Source organism: uncultured Tenacibaculum sp. (assembly GCF_947502995.1).
Classification (GTDB): Bacteria; Bacteroidota; Bacteroidia; order Flavobacteriales; family Flavobacteriaceae; genus Polaribacter.
Window position 1 is genome coordinate 90,843 of record NZ_CANNBW010000008.1, and the last position, 16,464, is coordinate 107,306.

The 16,464-nt window shown below is 28.7% G+C and carries 15 protein-coding genes and 3 tRNA genes; all 18 read left to right on the forward strand.

From position 1 onward, the window contains the following. Positions 1-50: 50 nt before the first annotated feature. The 18 genes from Q1A46_RS08125 (at position 51) to Q1A46_RS08210 (ending at position 16,463) form a co-directional block, all read left to right on the forward strand. Positions 51-2,111, forward strand: coding sequence for an HD family phosphohydrolase (locus Q1A46_RS08125; RefSeq protein WP_299676487.1), 2,061 nt, complete (start codon positions 51-53; stop codon positions 2,109-2,111). Positions 2,112-2,195: 84 nt separating this feature from the next. Next, a tRNA-Ser gene (locus tag Q1A46_RS08130) sits at positions 2,196-2,277 on the forward strand. Between the two features lie 21 nt (positions 2,278-2,298). Further along, positions 2,299-2,373: transfer RNA gene (locus Q1A46_RS08135), tRNA-Pro, on the forward strand. 14 nt (positions 2,374-2,387) lie between these two features. After that, positions 2,388-2,461, forward strand: a tRNA-Arg gene (locus Q1A46_RS08140). Between the two features lie 189 nt (positions 2,462-2,650). After that, positions 2,651-3,841, forward strand: a complete 1,191-nt coding sequence (locus Q1A46_RS08145; RefSeq protein ID WP_299676490.1) for a site-specific integrase — start codon at positions 2,651-2,653, stop codon at positions 3,839-3,841. Between the two features lie 140 nt (positions 3,842-3,981). Beyond that, the gene (locus Q1A46_RS08150) at positions 3,982-4,383 is read left to right on the forward strand and encodes a hypothetical protein (protein WP_299676493.1); all 402 of its coding nucleotides are present in this window, start codon (positions 3,982-3,984) and stop codon (positions 4,381-4,383) included. Positions 4,384-4,386: 3 nt separating this feature from the next. After that, positions 4,387-5,526 carry a hypothetical protein gene (locus Q1A46_RS08155; protein ID WP_299676496.1) on the forward strand — a complete coding sequence of 380 codons (1,140 nt, stop codon included), beginning with the start codon at positions 4,387-4,389 and terminating at the stop codon, positions 5,524-5,526. Between the two features lie 672 nt (positions 5,527-6,198). Then, the gene (locus Q1A46_RS08160; RefSeq protein ID WP_299676499.1) at positions 6,199-7,017 is read left to right on the forward strand and encodes a hypothetical protein; all 819 of its coding nucleotides are present in this window, start codon (positions 6,199-6,201) and stop codon (positions 7,015-7,017) included. A 5-nt stretch (positions 7,018-7,022) separates the two neighbouring features. After that, the gene (locus Q1A46_RS08165; protein ID WP_299676502.1) at positions 7,023-7,280 is read left to right on the forward strand and encodes a hypothetical protein; all 258 of its coding nucleotides are present in this window, start codon (positions 7,023-7,025) and stop codon (positions 7,278-7,280) included. Positions 7,281-7,474: 194 nt separating this feature from the next. Then, complete coding sequence (locus Q1A46_RS08170; RefSeq protein WP_299676504.1) at positions 7,475-7,792, forward strand: hypothetical protein; 318 nt, start codon at positions 7,475-7,477, stop codon at positions 7,790-7,792. A gap of 112 nt (positions 7,793-7,904) precedes the next feature. Then, positions 7,905-8,786 (forward strand): AAA family ATPase, encoded by an 882-nt coding sequence (locus Q1A46_RS08175; protein ID WP_299676507.1) that lies wholly within the window; start codon positions 7,905-7,907, stop codon positions 8,784-8,786. Further along, positions 8,770-9,756: a DUF3871 family protein gene (locus tag Q1A46_RS08180; protein ID WP_299676510.1), complete on the forward strand. Its 987-nt coding sequence runs from the start codon at positions 8,770-8,772 to the stop codon at positions 9,754-9,756. Before Q1A46_RS08175 ends, Q1A46_RS08180 begins: the two co-directional genes overlap by 17 nt. A 20-nt stretch (positions 9,757-9,776) precedes the next feature. Then, entirely contained in the window at positions 9,777-10,028 is a 252-nt protein-coding gene (locus Q1A46_RS08185) for a hypothetical protein (protein WP_299676513.1), read from the forward strand. Between the two features lie 494 nt (positions 10,029-10,522). Beyond that, positions 10,523-11,635, forward strand: a complete 1,113-nt coding sequence (locus tag Q1A46_RS08190; RefSeq protein WP_299676516.1) for a VapE domain-containing protein — start codon at positions 10,523-10,525, stop codon at positions 11,633-11,635. Between the two features lie 112 nt (positions 11,636-11,747). Continuing rightward, positions 11,748-12,392, forward strand: coding sequence for an NUMOD1 domain-containing DNA-binding protein (locus Q1A46_RS08195; protein WP_299676520.1), 645 nt, complete (start codon positions 11,748-11,750; stop codon positions 12,390-12,392). A 238-nt stretch (positions 12,393-12,630) separates the two neighbouring features. After that, positions 12,631-13,452, forward strand: coding sequence for a Dam family site-specific DNA-(adenine-N6)-methyltransferase (locus Q1A46_RS08200; RefSeq protein ID WP_299676523.1), 822 nt, complete (start codon positions 12,631-12,633; stop codon positions 13,450-13,452). 8 nt (positions 13,453-13,460) lie between these two features. Next, a complete protein-coding gene (locus Q1A46_RS08205) occupies positions 13,461-14,594 on the forward strand; it encodes a metallophosphoesterase (protein ID WP_299676526.1) in 1,134 nt (377 codons plus the stop codon). 3 nt (positions 14,595-14,597) lie between these two features. Then, on the forward strand, positions 14,598-16,463 hold the full coding sequence (locus Q1A46_RS08210) for a hypothetical protein (RefSeq protein WP_299676529.1): 1,866 nt from the start codon (positions 14,598-14,600) through the stop codon (positions 16,461-16,463). Position 16,464 lies beyond the last annotated feature (1 nt).

Sequence of the window (16,464 nt, forward strand, 5' to 3'; positions counted from 1 at the left end):
AGTTCTCAAATAATATCAAAAGGTTATATTTACATACTTAATTAAGAATAATGAATAAAATAATTAATAGTCTATACAAGAATAATGCAGCAATTTATAGGGTTTTTCTATTCATTATAACCGCTTTTTTTATTGTGTATTTATTACCAAAGGGCGGAAAGTTTCGTTACGATTATTCTCCTGGTAAACCTTGGTCTTATAACAATTTATATGCTCCGTTTGATTTTGCAACACAAAAAACTAAAGATGAGATTTCTGAAGAAATTAATCAGATCAAATCTTCGGTTCAGCAATACTTTTCATATGATGTTGAAGTTCCTGAGTTTGCGAAAAATGATTTTATAACAGCAATTAATACCTTGCAGGTTTCAGACAGTTTGTCGGAATCAGATGTGAAAAAATTAAGAAATAAAGGTGTAGCTGTAATCAATAAAATTTATGAGTTTGGTTTTGTTGATGAAGTCTCTAAAGGGAAAGTAAATCAGAGTCCTACAATAGTTTTAAGAAAATCTAATGAGATATCTAATATTCCTTTTTCTAAGTTAATTCAATCTAAAGATATACTTTCTATTATTGTAAATGAATTATCTGTTTTAAAAGAAGATTATGGAAGAGATTTTGTAATTAAGAAACTTTCAGAGATTTTAGAGCCTAATGTTACTTTCGATGAAGAGTTTTCTCAGAAAGAATTAGATCAAGCTTTAAAAGAAATATCATACACAAAAGGAAAGATTAATAAAGATGAATTAATTATTCAAAAAGGTGATATAGTAGAAGGAGAAAACTTTAATAAGTTAAATTCTTTAAAAGAAGCTTCAAAATCTCAAATTTGGACAAAATCTAACTACAATTGGTTGGTTTTTGGGTATACAATTCTCGTATCTTTAGCATTGTTAATGCTTCTTTTATTCTTGCATCGTTACCGAAAAGAAATCTTTGATAATAATAGTAAAATCACATTTATATTCTCGAATATTTTATTGATGATTTTCGTTCAAACTTTATTAGTAAAATACAATCCAGATTATTTATATGTAATTCCATTAACAATTTTACCAATAGTTTTAAAAGCTTTTTTTGATGCGCGTTTAGGGTTGTTTACGCATATTTTAACAGTGTTGTTATTAGGTTTTATAGTGCCGAATAGTTTTGAGTTTATTTACTTACACATTATCGCAGGAATTGTAGCTGTACTTTCAACTTCAGAGTTATATAAAAGAGCTAGTTTATTTATTTCAGTAGCTCAAATCACATTAATATATATGCTAACCTACTTTGCATTTTCAATTATAAAAGAAGGAAACGTAAGTAGTATTAAAGGGATTTATTTTGGATTATTTGCTATGAATGGCTTATTATCATTTTTAGCAGTTTTCTTTATTTATTTCTATGAAAAAGTGTTCGGGTTAGTTTCTGATGTAACATTATTAGAACTCTCCAATACAAATTCACCATTATTGAGAGAATTGAATGAAAAAGCACCAGGAACTTTTCAACATTCAATACAAGTGGCCAATTTAGCTGAAGCAGCAGCAAATGAGATAGGAGCAAATTCAATGTTAGTGAGAACGGGAGCCTTGTATCATGATATTGGTAAGATGGTAAATCCGAAATACTTTACAGAGAATCAAATTACGGGTGTAAATCCACATAATGATTTATCACCTAAAGATAGTGCTCAAATTATCTTAAATCACGTTATAAAAGGGATTGAAATAGCTAAAAAGAACAACTTACCAGATAGAATTATAGATTTTATTAGAACGCATCATGGAACAAGCCTAGTGTATTATTTTTATAAGAAAGAACAAGAAAATAATCCAGATGTAGAAGTTGATGAAAAGAAGTTTAGATATCAAGGTCCCATACCATTTTCTAAAGAAACAGCAATTTTAATGATTTGTGATGCTGCAGAGGCAGCTTCTAAGAGTTTGAAAAAACCATCAGCACAATCGATAGATGAACTTATCGATAGAGTAGTGGAAGGTCAAAAAAACATGAATCAGTTCATAAATTCAGATATTACGTTTCGAGAAATAGAAAAAATAAAAAAAATTATTAAGAGTAAGTTAATGAATATCTATCACTTACGAGTTGAGTATCCAGAATAGTGATTTTTTTTCTTAAAAAAACTTGTGAGATTCTTTTTCTAATCTTAAATTTGCACTCGCAATTTTTAAGTTTTCAAAACTTAAGGAGAGGTGGCAGAGTGGTAATGCAGCAGCCTGCTAAGCTGTCATCCTTCGGGATGCCCGGGTTCGAATCCCGGTCTCTCCGCAAAAAATTGTAAAAACACCTCGGGGTGTAGCGTAGCCCGGTCATCGCGCCTGCTTTGGGAGCAGGAGGTCGCAGGTTCGAATCCTGCCACCCCGACAAAAAGAGTTACTGGTCGCGTAGCTCAGCTGGATAGAGCATCTGCCTTCTAAGCAGACGGTCACAGGTTCGAATCCTGTCGCGATCACAATAAGCCTTACTAGTTTTAGTAAGGCTTTTTTGTTTTCTAGAGTTTATGGTGTCTGTAGCTTAATTTAATTATTTATACTTCACATTATATTTTTCAAAATAACTTAAAAATTGAATTTAAAAGGTTGCAAAAAAGGTTGCACTCCATAAAATAAAAGGTTGCATATTAAAAATGCTATAAAATATTATGAATAAACAGATTATAAAAATATTATTTGTTCTTGCTTCTACTAGAGTAAGAAAAGACGGAAAAACATCTTTGTATTGCAGGATCACATACAAAAAGAAACGAAAACAATTTGCTATAGGATTATTTATTGACCCTGATATTTGGGATAGTAAAAAACAAAAGCTTTTAAAAAGAGCTGAAAATTCAAAAATTATAAATACACAATTAAGCCTTATTAGTCAGAAGATTAATGAGGCTTTTTTATTGTTACAACTTCAACAAAATGATTTTAATGTTGAAGATATATATAGTCAATATAAAGGAGAAAATACCAGGGAGGAGAAGACTTTGTTAGATTTATATGATATGCATAATGAACAAGCTAAAAAATTAATAGGTATTGACTTTAAAGAAGTTTCTTGGTCTAGATATGTTGAGAATAGGAGAAAGGTTGAAAAGTTTATAAAATTAAAATATAAAAGGAATGATATAAAACTTAATAAACTCGATCTTAAATTCATAAAAGATTTAGAGTACTATTTTAAAGTAGAGCTAAAGTTAAGTCAGGCTACTATAAATAGAAGTTTACAGAGAGTTAAGAAAATTATGCAATACGGAATTGATGAAAACTATTTAGAGAATAATCCTTTTTCAATGTATAGAACAACTAAACATAAGACTCAGTTAGTTTACCTTACAATTGATGAGCTGAAGAAGATAGAGGATTTTAGTTTTAATCAATTAAGATTACGACAGATTAGAGATTTATTTGTGTTTTGTTGTTACACAGGGTTAGCTTATCAAGAGATGTCGTCTTTTAAAATTGATAATATCATTAAGGGATTTGATGGTGATTATTGGATTGAGATGCATAGACAAAAAACAAATACAACAATTTCAGTTCCATTACTTCCAAAAGCATTAGCGATTTTAGAATATTATAATAATAATTTACCAAAAATTTCAAATCAAAAATTCAATTCCTACTTAAAAGAGATAGCTGATATTATTGGAATTGATAAAAAATTAACTCACCACGTCGCTAGAAAAACATTTGCAACTACAGTATTATTATATAATGGAGTTTCTATGGAGGTTGTGTCAGAATTATTAGGTCATTCAAGATTACAAGTTACACAAGAACATTATGCGAGAGTGATAAAAAGAAGAGTAAGTAATGAAGTTAAAAATCTAAAAAAGAGGCTTTAAAAAGAATAAATCAAATTTTGGTTAAAACTAATAGGTGTTTTTTTTAAAAAAAAAGTGTTTATCCTCCTTAAAAAACAGGAAATACACCTAGTTAAAATCCCTTGAATAAATCTAAATTTCTTCAAATAAATTTATTAAAAATGGATACTTATACAGTTGGTGATAATAAACCAATAAAATTAAAAATTGAAATAGATACTGAATCTATACCTTTCACTTATAGCTATATTCGTAAAACTAATACAGACTCTGGGTTTAAAAGCGATATAACACCTTTTAATCCATCTGAAAAAAAAGGATGGAAGACAATAAACAAAGGTGGAGCTATAAAAAATATACTCATGAGTATTCATACTGATTGTAGATTTGTTAATTATATTGCTAATGAAGAGACATTTAATTTAGCTGTTCAAAGGATAAAAAATTCTTATAAAGTTATTTTTATGGGCGGAGATACATCCAATTTTGAAGTGAGTTTTTCAATTGATTCTAATTATGATAAAAGAATATGTTGGTTAGTAACAAAAGTAAAATTTGATTAAGTTATGTCAAAGAAAGTACTATTTATTATTTCCTTATTTTTTACTTATTTTTCTTCATCTCAAGAATCTGTTAATCTTCAACTTAAAAATTTAACACCTCCAAATTCTCCAGCTTTTGTTCTTATGGACATTACACCTACAAATATAACTATACCTGAAAATATACAAGCTTTCTCAATTCAAACTTTAAATTCATTTACAGGAAATAGTAATAATGGAGTTTCACCAAATAATTATGCTATTGAATTTCAACCATATTGGTATGGTAAACGTATTGGGATGAATTTTTTTAAGTATAATAATTTAACTTCTGAAAAAGATAAAGAAGACAAAGAAGTTGACGACTATAATGGTTATAATCCGTTTGGAGATATATGGAAAAAAGCATCATTTTCCGTAGCTTTCATGAACGGTACATTTGATATATTTGATTCACCTCAATCTTATCTTTCGATAGGGGGACGTACTAGATTGTTTTCCTATATAGATCAAAAACAAATTGAAAGAATTAAAAGTAGTTATAAAGCTTATCGTGATTTTGCTACATCAATTGAATATATTAACATCAAGCAACAAGTTGCAGATGGAGACATAACTAATGATGAAGGAGAAGAAAAGATTAGAAATATAGAAAATGGTGTAATTGAAAATCTAAATAAAACTATTCAAAGAAAGCCAATTTTTGCTATTGATGTAGCAATGGCATATAGTCATTTTGTTGGTGATAAATCTCAAAACTTGAGTGATAATTTTGGTAGGTTTGGATTATGGGTTTTAGGTGATCTTGCTTTAAATTTGAATTCAATAAATAAATCCCATTATTTTCATATTTATGGTGTTTTTAGGTATCTCGAAGATGGACTGAATAGAGATGATGACAATAATTTATTTACCAAGAGTGATTATGACTATGGTGCTAAATTTGAAATTGAACTTAATGCTCTTTCATTAGGATATGAATATATAAAAAGAGATAATAGCACAGATGAATCCAGGTCTTTTGGAACTATAAGGTATAGAATTTCAAATTCACTAACTTTAAATGGGGGATTCGGAAAAAATTTCAAAAGTGATTCATCATTAACTACTATTCTTGGTATCCAGTGGGGGTTAGATTTTGGATCATCCGTAAGTGCTAAATAACTCCTTCTTTTTTACTTATAAAGGTTCAATGATATATAGAAACTAGTGAAATAAATTAACTTACTGTAAATAATATTTGAAGTTATGAATAAAACCACATTAATAAATTGAAGATTATATTAAGCTTGTTAAGTTCTCATCTTAGTTAAACTATAAAAAGCTCATTAATGGCTAAAATGAGTTTATTATGATATTAATTAATATAGGTCACAACATTTTAAAGGGTGTTGTGGTTTTTTGTTTTTATGGTACAGAGTAATTTCTAATTGTGTAGAACAACTGTATAGAGAAGAAGTTAATCTAAAGATATTATGATATTTAAAACAGCTTAAAACTTGAGTATTTACGGAATCTCATAAAACTACAATGTTAAAGGTTAGTAGCTTTACTGTGTAAGTAAAATAGTTTACTATTTTTACCATTGAAACATACAATATAGGTGTTTACTTATCACAAGCTCCTTGTACAGGAATCCGCCAAATTTCAATAGTAACTATAGGAGCAGTACAATAAGTAGATACGCACTCAATTTTGGGTGTGTTATCTCTGTGCTGTTTAGTATAGTTAAGGTTCTTGGCGGAGCCTCTGTGCAGCTAAATAAGTAGGAGAGCACACCTTTCTTTTTACTAACAATTCTGTTAGCATCTCCACAGAATCCAAATTTATTTAATTATGATACAGAAAAATGTATTCTTATCATTCATGGTTTTAACCTTATTTGTAGTGTCTTGTAGTAACAATGAAGAACAGCCAGAAAGTGACAATGAACCACCAATTTCAAGTAAAGAAAAGCTGATTTCCAAAATTACTAATCATTATTATCAGGATTTACATTCTTCGTATAAACCAGATACTTTAGTTTATCAAAATGGGAGACTTGTAAAAGCATGGTTTTACGGCGTTTCAGGAACAATGTATGAATTTGAGTATGGATCAAACGATAAAATACAAGTTGTGTATTCTAGATATAATACTCCCTATAATGAGATAGGAAATTCCATTGCTACAGAAAATTATAAGAATAGAACCTGTTATTATGATGCTTCAAATAAGCTTATAAGACAAGTTTTTGAAGATGGTAGAGAGATTACAATTGATTACGATTCAGAGGATAGAGCAACTAAAATACAAGGAGATATTAGTTTAATAGACAACGGCTTGGTGACTTTTAGTGATTTTGATACTAATGGTAATCCTCAGAAGAATAGTTACAATTATGCAGTGAGTTACGATGATAAAGCCAATCCTGTGTATGTGCTGTTCAAGAAGTTTGGTTTTTTCAATATAGAAATGGGGAATTCTTTGGATGATAAGAGAGCGTTTTATATTTCACCAAATAATGTTACTCAATCGATTAGAACAAGTAATAATAATGAAAATATTTTTAGCTCTATATACACTTATGATAGTGAAGGTTATCCTATTTCAAGTAATTATTTGATTGCTGTTTTCCCAGAGCCTAGAACAGAAATATTTGAATATTTAAACTAATTGGAATGAGTGAGTTTAAAATAGCGTTTAAGAAGAGTATAAAAGATCAGGTACTTCAAACTGTTTCAGTGATTGATAACCCAATGGAGAATACTCCTTTTGAGGGGATTTATATAATAAAAATACTTGGAGATGTGATTGAAAAGTTTAAGGAGCGTTTGAGTAAAAGTGAACATGCTTTAGCCGTTTTTGGAGATGAATATGAGGTGGAAAAGGTGTTGAGTGAGATTCATGGTGAAATTCAAGATGCTTTAAATGGGTAAATACAAAAAGGCTTTAAACTTATCAGTCATTGAGATTTAAAAAAAAATAATTTTCCCAAAATTTTTTATTTTTTCTGAAAATGAAAATGCGAAGTAACCTAAAATTCACCCCCACCCTTTTTAAATTCTGGGGATATACCCCCTAGTAAAAATTAAAAATTTAAATAACTATGGTTAAAATTGTAGATTTTAAGGTGTATAAGCGTGAAGATGAGACAGAATTTTGCGTATTAATTGTACAAGGAGGCGTTGAAGCAGTAAAAAGTAAGGAAACGGGTAAAATTTATCTCACAGCAAGACAAGCTAGAGTTCCTTCTACATTTGACGCAACAACATGTAAGAGTCTAGTAGGAACAGATCTAGAAGGTGCTATAAGTAAGGTTGAAGTAGAACCTTATGAGTATATAGATGAAAAAACAGGAGATGTTCTAAATCTAACTCACAGGTATGAATATCTCACAGAACAGGAACATGTTTTAAAGGAAAACGTGGTTTACGAACAAGTGATATAACTAATTATTTTATAAAAGTACAAAAGAAGAGTTTCAAAGTTGAAGCTCTTTTTTTATGCTTTGATTAGACGTTATACTCTCTGAAAATTATAAGAACTAAACAACTAAAATTATGCATATACAAAAAGCAGAACGCTATCAAGTAAAGTTAAAGTTAGGTATATCTGGAGCAAGCGGATTTGGAAAGACGAAGTCCGCACTATCATTAGCCTATGGAATGACACAAGATTGGACTAAAATAGCAGTGATAGACACTGAAAACAAAAGCGCTAGTCTATACTCTCATTTGGGAGATTATAACGTTATCAATTTGCAACAACCTTATAGTCCTGAACGATATATTGAAGCTATTCAACTCTGTGAAAACTCAGAGATAGAAGTTATCATCATCGACAGTATTACTCACGAGTGGAACGGAAAAGGAGGATGTTTACAATTACACGAACAATTGGGAGGAAGATTCCAAGATTGGGCAAAAATTACTCCTCGTCATAATGCTTTTATAGACGCTATCCTCGACTCAAAATGCCATATAATTACAACAGCAAGGAGGAAGATAGATTACTCGTTAGATATAGGGAAAAGTGGTAGAACTAAGGTGGTGAAACATGGTACTAAAGAAATTACAAGAGAAGGTTTTGAGTATGAATTAACAGTAAATTTTGAACTGATAAACGATCAGCATTTAGCCAAAGCTAGTAAAGATAGGACAGGACTTTTTATGGACCATCCAGAATTTATGATCACTTCAGCGACAGGAGAGAAATTGATGACATGGTGCAATCTAGGAATATCTATAGAAGAGGCATTATTAGAGATTGCAAAATGTACAACTGTAGATGGGCTCAAACACCTTTATAAAAAGTATCATGTGTTACAAAAAGAGTTGCACGAAGCAATTGTAAAACGTAAAGAAGTTATTGAAAATTTAGATAACCAACTTATTGCAGAAAATCAAATCGTTAAAACCTTAGACAGTGGAATTAATAACTAATACGAACCCTATAGAAATGATACAAGATGTATCACAAATAGTTCAGGGAACACCTAGTAAATTTATAGAAGCCAATACCACAGCGGTTAGCTTAGATCACATAAAGAGAGATTGTATTATTCCTGTTTTTGCAAAAGACAATGAAACGACCATTTCTCACTATGATTTTATAAATGCTACCCACGAAGTTGCAAATTCTCTTTTCTCTACAGCTATTAATATGCCCAATATAAGAGTTTCTCATCAAATTAAAGGTAGAGTTCCAAGTGCGATAAATAAGCCTGCAAGAGAGCTCCTAGAACATGAAAAAACAATATATTATGAGAGGATGGCATTCATGTTTGAGATTCCTAACAAGCAAATTGTTGTGAATAATCAAGTTCTGAATCTAACAATAGGTGGTGTTAGAGCCTACAATCAAGAGAATTTATACTCCAAAAAGACCATTGAGAAGTTCAAGGTTTTTATAGGGTTTAAAAATACTGTATGTACCAATCTTTGTATAAGTACAGATGGTTTGAAATCAGAGATTAGAGTCAGTAGCATTTCAGAGTTACAACAAGCAATTTATGAGCTTGTAACGAATTATAATCAAGAAGCTCATTTAGGAAATATGGAAAGAATGCATAAGTTCTCATTAAATGAATTTGAGTTTGCACATCTTGTAGGGAAAATGAAACTGTACCACTTTTTGAGTAAAAGTAATAAAAAAGGGAAGTTTCCTATCAGACTCACAGATTCACAAATTACCTCAGTAATCAAAGGATATTACAACGATCCTAACTTTAGGTGTTCAGAGAATAATGATTTGAATTTATGGAATTTATACAATCTATTCACAGAAGCTAATAAATCGTCCTACATAGACAGTAACTTAGAGCGGAATGTCAATACGTACGAGTTTGTTCAAAACATAGGGAGTTCACTCCAAAACGAGTCTGCTAATTGGTACTTGCAACATATTTTATAGCTCTTTTGTGATTATTTGCAATGAGAGAAAATGAATTAATAGAACAACTACAATACACTAATTCAAATGAGTTGTTGGTAGTAACGTGGTACAATGAGTTAATTGTTTTAAAGTGCCCTTTTAAAGTAATGGCAATTGATAAAATAGGGCATATCAGAAAGGGAGAATTGGTTCTGGTAGACAAAGTAAAGGTAACTCCTGATTTAATAACAGTTTTTCTAATTCATAATCAAGCATTTTATTATTCTCATTTTAACATCTGGTTAGATTAAGAAGTTTTATTAAATCTCTTATAACATCTTCTATTTTACTGTATATATTATGAATTATAATATTTGTATAGTATAAACTTTCAAGAAAATTACTTGACTTTTGGAGTCAATTATGTTATATTGTTGAGAAAGAATTAATGGTTAGATGTCATTAATTAATAGCTGCAAAAAAATAACAAAAAACAATATACTAGATAAAAATAAATTAAAAATACGATTCTATTAATTTATATAACCATACTCAAAGGAGTATGGTTTTTTTATTGATATAACTCTTCCTAACCTTCATTTTAAACTATTGTTTGTAGAGGTCAATAGATTTTTGATAAAGATGACATAAAAATAGCTTTGAATCCTAAAATCTAACATCAGTAACGAAGTTGAAAATGTTAGAGCTCAATACTCTTTTAAGGAGAGGAGTAAGCCAATAACTCTCGGCTAGAAAAGGAAAAATGTTGGAGAAAAAGAGAGTTTAAAATAAAAAAACAAATAAAATGAATATAGAATCGTATTTAAATCAAAAATATATATTCAAGTATAATGAAATTTTAAGTAGAACTTTTTATAAAGAAAAGGAGAAAAATGAAGAGTTAAAACTACTGGAAAATTATAAATTTAATTCAATAGTTAGGGAATTGAAAAATCATGATTTGAAAGAATCAGTCCAAGGATTAAAAAGTTTATTAGAATCTGATTTTGTGAAAAAATTCAACCCTATAAAGGATTACTTTAATAATTTACCAGAATGGGATGATTTTGACTACATAGGAGAGCTTTCCTATACAATAAAAACTACCGATGATGAATTGTTTAGATGGGCTTTTAAAAAATGGTTAGTTTCTTTTGTGGGATGTGCAATAGATGAAGAAACTACCAATCATTCTGTACTTATTTTAACAGGTAAGCAAGGCTCTGGTAAAACAACTTGGTTAATGAATTTATTGCCTAAAAAATTGAAGACATATGGATATTCAGGAAATATTAAACCAGGGAATAAAGATTCTAATTTATTATTATCTGAAAAAATCCTTATAAACATAGATGAGTTAGCGTCCTATAACAAAGCCCAAGTAGAGGCTTATAAAGAGCTTATTACGAAGGATAAAATAACAGAAAGAAGAGCTTATGGATATTTTTCTGAAAATTTTATTAGAAGAGCTTCATTTGTTGGAAGTTCTAATCATAATGAAATATTAATGGATGTTACAGGGAATAGAAGATTTTTAGTTTTTGAAACAGTAGATATAGACTATAAGATACAAGTAGATCTTGATAAGGTTTACAGTCAGGCTGTAAGCTTGTATAGAAGTGGGTTTAAGCATTATTTTGACTTAGATGATATTAAGAGAATAGAATTAAATAACGAAAAATATAAGCAGACTTCTCTGGAGGAGGAATATATTGAAAAGTTTTTCTCTGTTCCCTTGTCTACAACAGACGAGAATACTGTATTTATGAATGCTACTGAAGTTATTGAATATCTACAAAGAAACACAAACTTAAATATAAGTTTCAATCCAGTTAGAATTGGGAAGCTTTTAAAAGCTAAAGGTTTCCAGTCTATTAAGAAAAAGGGGCTAAAGAAGTTTATTTTAATTAAAAGGTAAGAAGGGTAGGTAGGGTAAGTAGTTTTTTAAACTTTATTTTTCTAATTGAGAAATATTTTTTTAAAGTTTGAGATTTTTACTTACCCACCTTGCCTCTTTTATAGATTTTATGATGAAAGGGAAAATATATAAGGTTACAAATTGTTTAAATAAGGAGGTTTATATTGGAGCAACTACAAAAACAATTGAAGAGAGAAGGAAAGATCAAATTCAAAAATCAAATTTAGGAGTAGACGTTAAATTTTATAACGCTATTTCAACTTTTGGGATTGAAAATTTTACTTGGGAGCAAATTGACACTGCCAACAATTTTAATGAATTAGCTGAGAAGGAAAGTTACTATATTTTAGTATATAATTCAAAAGAGAACGGGTATAATTCTGATAGAGGTGGAGGTATTGAAAAAAAAGTATTTCAGTATGATTTAAAAGGAAACTTAGTCAAAGTTTATAACTCTTTAAAAGAAGCATCTGATTTAAATATGGTGTCAAAGCAAAAGCTTAGTAGAGCTTGTTTAAGTAACAATAGAACTTATAATAATTACTATTGGAGTTACAATTATTCAGAGCTTTATAAACCCATTAAAGATGGTAGAAAAAAGTCAGTATATCAGTATTCTATGGAAGGTGAATTTATAGCAAAATATATTTCTGTAGAGGAAGCTTCTAAACAAACTGGATTTAATAAAACAAGTATTGCGAAGGTATGTAGAGGAGAACGTAATAAATGTGGAGGATTCAAATGGATGTATAAGTAAAATTGATTAAAGGGGAGTTAATTTAAGACTCCTCTTTTTTTTATACAGTTGTTCTCAGTGTATTTTGATTTTACCAACTTTAATTATTGAATTAAGGAGTTTTTGTGTTTCTGGTAATGTTTTGAGGGATAATAAGTATGGTAACTTAAGGTATGGTCAAAAAATAATCTTATTAAAAAAGGACTATTAAACTACTTTTTTTTTGGTTAAAAGTATTAAATTGTCAAATTTAAATTAAATGAAAGTAAAACCTTTTTTGAGGTGGGCAGGGGGTAAACAAAAAATTGTTTCGAATCTTCTAGAAAATGCACCTGATCATGATATTATAAATAATTACTTTGAACCTTTTTTAGGAGCAGGTTCTTTATTTTTTTCAAATGGTTTTAATAGAGGTTTTATTTCAGATATTAATCCTGAACTAATTAATTCCTATTATCAAATAAAAATTAATCATAAATCTGTTTATAAGAATCTAGTTTTTTTTTCTAAGAAATTTAGAGAAGATAAACAGTTTTATTATCAAGTTAGAAAAGATTTTAATACTCAAATAGGTAAAAAAACTATAATTCAGGCTTCTAGATTTATATTTCTTATACATACGAATTATAATGGAATGTATAGATTAAATAAAAAAGGACATTATAATGTTCCAATAGGTAAATTAAATCCTAGTATTCCTGGAATAAAACATTTAGAAATTGTAAGTCAAAAATTAAAGAATATAGAAATTGAATGTTCAGGATATGATAGTATAATGTCAATGGTAAAACCTAATGATTTTATTTATTTAGACCCTCCATATCCTCCATATGATTGGTCTAATCAACAGAATCAATATACATTAAATAAATTTAGTAGAGAAGATCATGAGGATTTATTCGATTTCGCTACTCAATTAGATAAAGCAGGGTGTTATGTCATGATTTCTTATCCAAATATTGAATTTGTAAAAGATAAATATGAAAAAAATTGGAATATTGAAAAGTTAGATATATTTAGAAGTATTAGTTGTAAAAAAGAAAGAAGAAAAATTTCTGAATTAATTATAAAAAATTACTAAGCCTAAGAATGAAATTAACTATTATTAGTGATATACATTTTGGTAAGTCTAGAGATGATAAAACCTTGTTTTATGCAGGTTTGCCTGAGAAACCTATTAACCAAAACCCATTAAGTTCAATTTTGAGCTTAATAAGTGAAGAAGAAAAGATCGAAAGTGAGGTGTTGATTTGTTTAGGAGATTTATGTAATAGAGCTTATAATGATGGTATAATAATTGCTTGGGATTCAATAGAGAAAATTCATAAAGAGTTAGGAACATCTTTAAGAATTGGTATTCCTGGCAATCACGATATTGACTCTAGGAAAATACATGGAATAGATCCTTTTAATTTTATCAAAAACTTTTCTAATGATTTTCCTACAAATGACCAAACATTGAATTCTTTATTTTGGGATGAAGGGTTTTGTCTATTAGAAAGTGATAGTTATGAAATATTAATGATAAATTCTGTTAAGGACCATGTTGACGAAGAAAGTGCTAAATATTCTATTTTAGAAACTGAAACGTTAGAAAACATTGATAGCTATCTGAAAAAAAAATCAAAGGATAGAATTAAAATATGTGTTTTACATCATCATCCAATAAAGCATTCTAATATAGAAAACTGGAAGGATTCAGATTCTATGGAAAGAGGAGATCAATTAATAAGTATATTAAATGGTTATAATTTTGATGTAATGATACATGGTCATAAACATCAACCTAGAGTAGTAGATATAAATGGACTAACAATATTAGCATCAGGTAGTTTTTCTTCAATAGAAAATATTGAATTCACGACTTTTAAAACGATGTTTCATTTAATTGATATAGAGAAAAAGGGAAAAGGAAGAATATCCTCTTGGGAGTTTAATATAAATAACGGATGGAAGCAAAATTTGAATAATACTTTTCCTCCTGAAATAGGTTTTGGAGAAGCCAGTAATCCAAATGAATTAGCTGAAAAAATAAATGAGCTTTTTAAAAAAAATAATGAAAGGCCTTTATTATATGCTGATGTTTTAGCTCAAATACCAAACCTCGATTACATGATACCTGAAAGATTAATAAGATTAGGATCAATTTTGAATTCAAAATATAATTTATTTCCTCAACCAGAATTCCCTTTAACCCCACAATTAATAACATTAAAAAGATAATTTATGTTAGACAAACTGTTATTATATGACACTTTTAATGCAAGATATTTTTCATATCAGGAAATTGCTGAATCATTTGTGCCTAATGATGAGTATATTAATCTAACTAAAAATAATAGTGTTTTACTAATGGGGTCTAGAGGATGTGGTAAAACAACTTTATTAAAAATGTTAACTCCTGCAGGTTTATATTATTGGAAAGGTAAAGAAGCAAAAGAGTTAAAGTCAAAAATTAATTTTGATGCTATATATATACCTTCTGATATTCAATGGAAAAACCAATTTGATTATCTAAAACAACATATTGATCAAACAGATTTAGTTGAGCTAATAGTAGGTTTTTTATTTTTATGTAATGTACAAATTGCAATTTGTAAAACTTTTAAATCCTTAATAGATTTTAAAGATATTGATATAAGAGAAAAATTAAATATAGAGTATGAAATATGCTTGCCTTTAATTGAAAATTGGAAGCTAAACTCAGGAGATAGAAAACCAGTTCCTTCATTTGATGGTATTGAATTATCAATTCTAGAAAGAATAAGGAATTTGAATAATTCACTAAAAAGATTAACTTTTAATCGAACAGATTATGGAAAATTTAGGGAGAGTTTACCAGATTATATTTTTGATGATTTTTTTGATATTATAAAACTAGGAATCAAAGTTTATGAAACTGTACTAGAGGTAAATAACGACCATAAATGGGCTTTGTGTTTTGATGAATTAGAAATAGTTCCAAAATTCATTCAAATTAAACTAGTAAAATATTTAAGGAGTGTTGATCAAAAATTTTTATTCAAGTTAACAACTACTCCATTATTTAATTTAGAAGATGAAGAAATAGATGTTACACAAGGCAATGATTTCAGTCCAATTAAGTTATGGGTTCATGATGAAGTTACTTTAAAAAAATGGCGGGACTTTTGTGATAAATTGCTAAAAAAGAAATTTAATGCAAAATATGATTTTGAGCTAGCTGATTTAAGTCAGATTTTTGGGAATAGAGAGTTAGATGGAATTATAAAAGACGAATTAAGCAAATTAAGCAGACAAGAGAGAGAAGATATAGGTTTTTCTGGAAAGTTTTATGCAGGCCTTGAAAAGGGAAGCTCTATGTATTTTATGTTCAAAAAATTAGCTAAGGATAACAAATCATTTAGTGAATTTTTAAGAAAAAGAAAAATAGATCCTAATGAGCCTTATACAAATGATGAAGTTCTAAAAAAAAGTGTGTTTTTAAAGTATAAAGTAGATGCAGTTTACAGGTTAATATATTCTAAAAGGAAAAGAATTACACCTGCTATTCATTACGGCGTACCCCATATTTTTGATATTTGTGATGGAAACCCTAGATTAGTTATTGGACTTATAGATGAAATATTACAGGCAACTAATATGAGTACAGACGAACTTCAGAAAATTTCAAAAAACATTCAGTCTAGAGTTGTTTTTCAGGCTTCTGAAAAATATTTTATGTTGCTTAAAAATCATCCTGATTCTACTATCGAAATCTTAAATTCAGATTTTAATTTAGCAACTGATTTAATAGAAAAAATAGGAGTTTTTTTTAGAGAAAAATTGGTGGATGAAGATTTTAACCTTTCTGCGCCAACAACATTTACAGTAGATGAGGATATAAATTCGAATATTATAAGTTTATTAGAAACTGCACTATATCTTGGTGCAATAGTATATATAGAACCATTAGAGAGTTTAACTAATAGGGGGGTTTTGAATAAAAGGTTTAGATTGTCAGGTTTTTTAACTCCAAAATATAAGATCCCTAATAGAAGTAATTCAAAAGTAAGATTAAGTACTATTTTGAAATATAAAAAAGATGAACCTACTCAAAGAAAATTGTTTTAGT

Bases quoted from the DNA above. Each gene is read 5' to 3' on its own strand.
- Q1A46_RS08125 (WP_299676487.1), top strand. From the start codon at position 51: ATGAATAAAATAATTAATAGTCTATACAAGAATAATGCAGCAATTTAT.
- Q1A46_RS08155 (WP_299676496.1), top strand. From the start codon at position 4,387: ATGTCAAAGAAAGTACTATTTATTATTTCCTTATTTTTTACTTATTTT.
- Q1A46_RS08210 (WP_299676529.1), top strand. From the start codon at position 14,598: ATGTTAGACAAACTGTTATTATATGACACTTTTAATGCAAGATATTTT.
- Q1A46_RS08200 (WP_299676523.1), top strand. From the start codon at position 12,631: ATGAAAGTAAAACCTTTTTTGAGGTGGGCAGGGGGTAAACAAAAAATT.
- Q1A46_RS08205 (WP_299676526.1), top strand. From the start codon at position 13,461: ATGAAATTAACTATTATTAGTGATATACATTTTGGTAAGTCTAGAGAT.
- Q1A46_RS08165 (WP_299676502.1), top strand. From the start codon at position 7,023: ATGAGTGAGTTTAAAATAGCGTTTAAGAAGAGTATAAAAGATCAGGTA.
- Q1A46_RS08175 (WP_299676507.1), top strand. From the start codon at position 7,905: ATGCATATACAAAAAGCAGAACGCTATCAAGTAAAGTTAAAGTTAGGT.
- Q1A46_RS08190 (WP_299676516.1), top strand. From the start codon at position 10,523: ATGAATATAGAATCGTATTTAAATCAAAAATATATATTCAAGTATAAT.
- Q1A46_RS08150 (WP_299676493.1), top strand. From the start codon at position 3,982: ATGGATACTTATACAGTTGGTGATAATAAACCAATAAAATTAAAAATT.
- Q1A46_RS08185 (WP_299676513.1), top strand. From the start codon at position 9,777: ATGAGAGAAAATGAATTAATAGAACAACTACAATACACTAATTCAAAT.
- Q1A46_RS08160 (WP_299676499.1), top strand. From the start codon at position 6,199: ATGATACAGAAAAATGTATTCTTATCATTCATGGTTTTAACCTTATTT.
- Q1A46_RS08195 (WP_299676520.1), top strand. From the start codon at position 11,748: ATGAAAGGGAAAATATATAAGGTTACAAATTGTTTAAATAAGGAGGTT.
- Q1A46_RS08145 (WP_299676490.1), top strand. From the start codon at position 2,651: ATGAATAAACAGATTATAAAAATATTATTTGTTCTTGCTTCTACTAGA.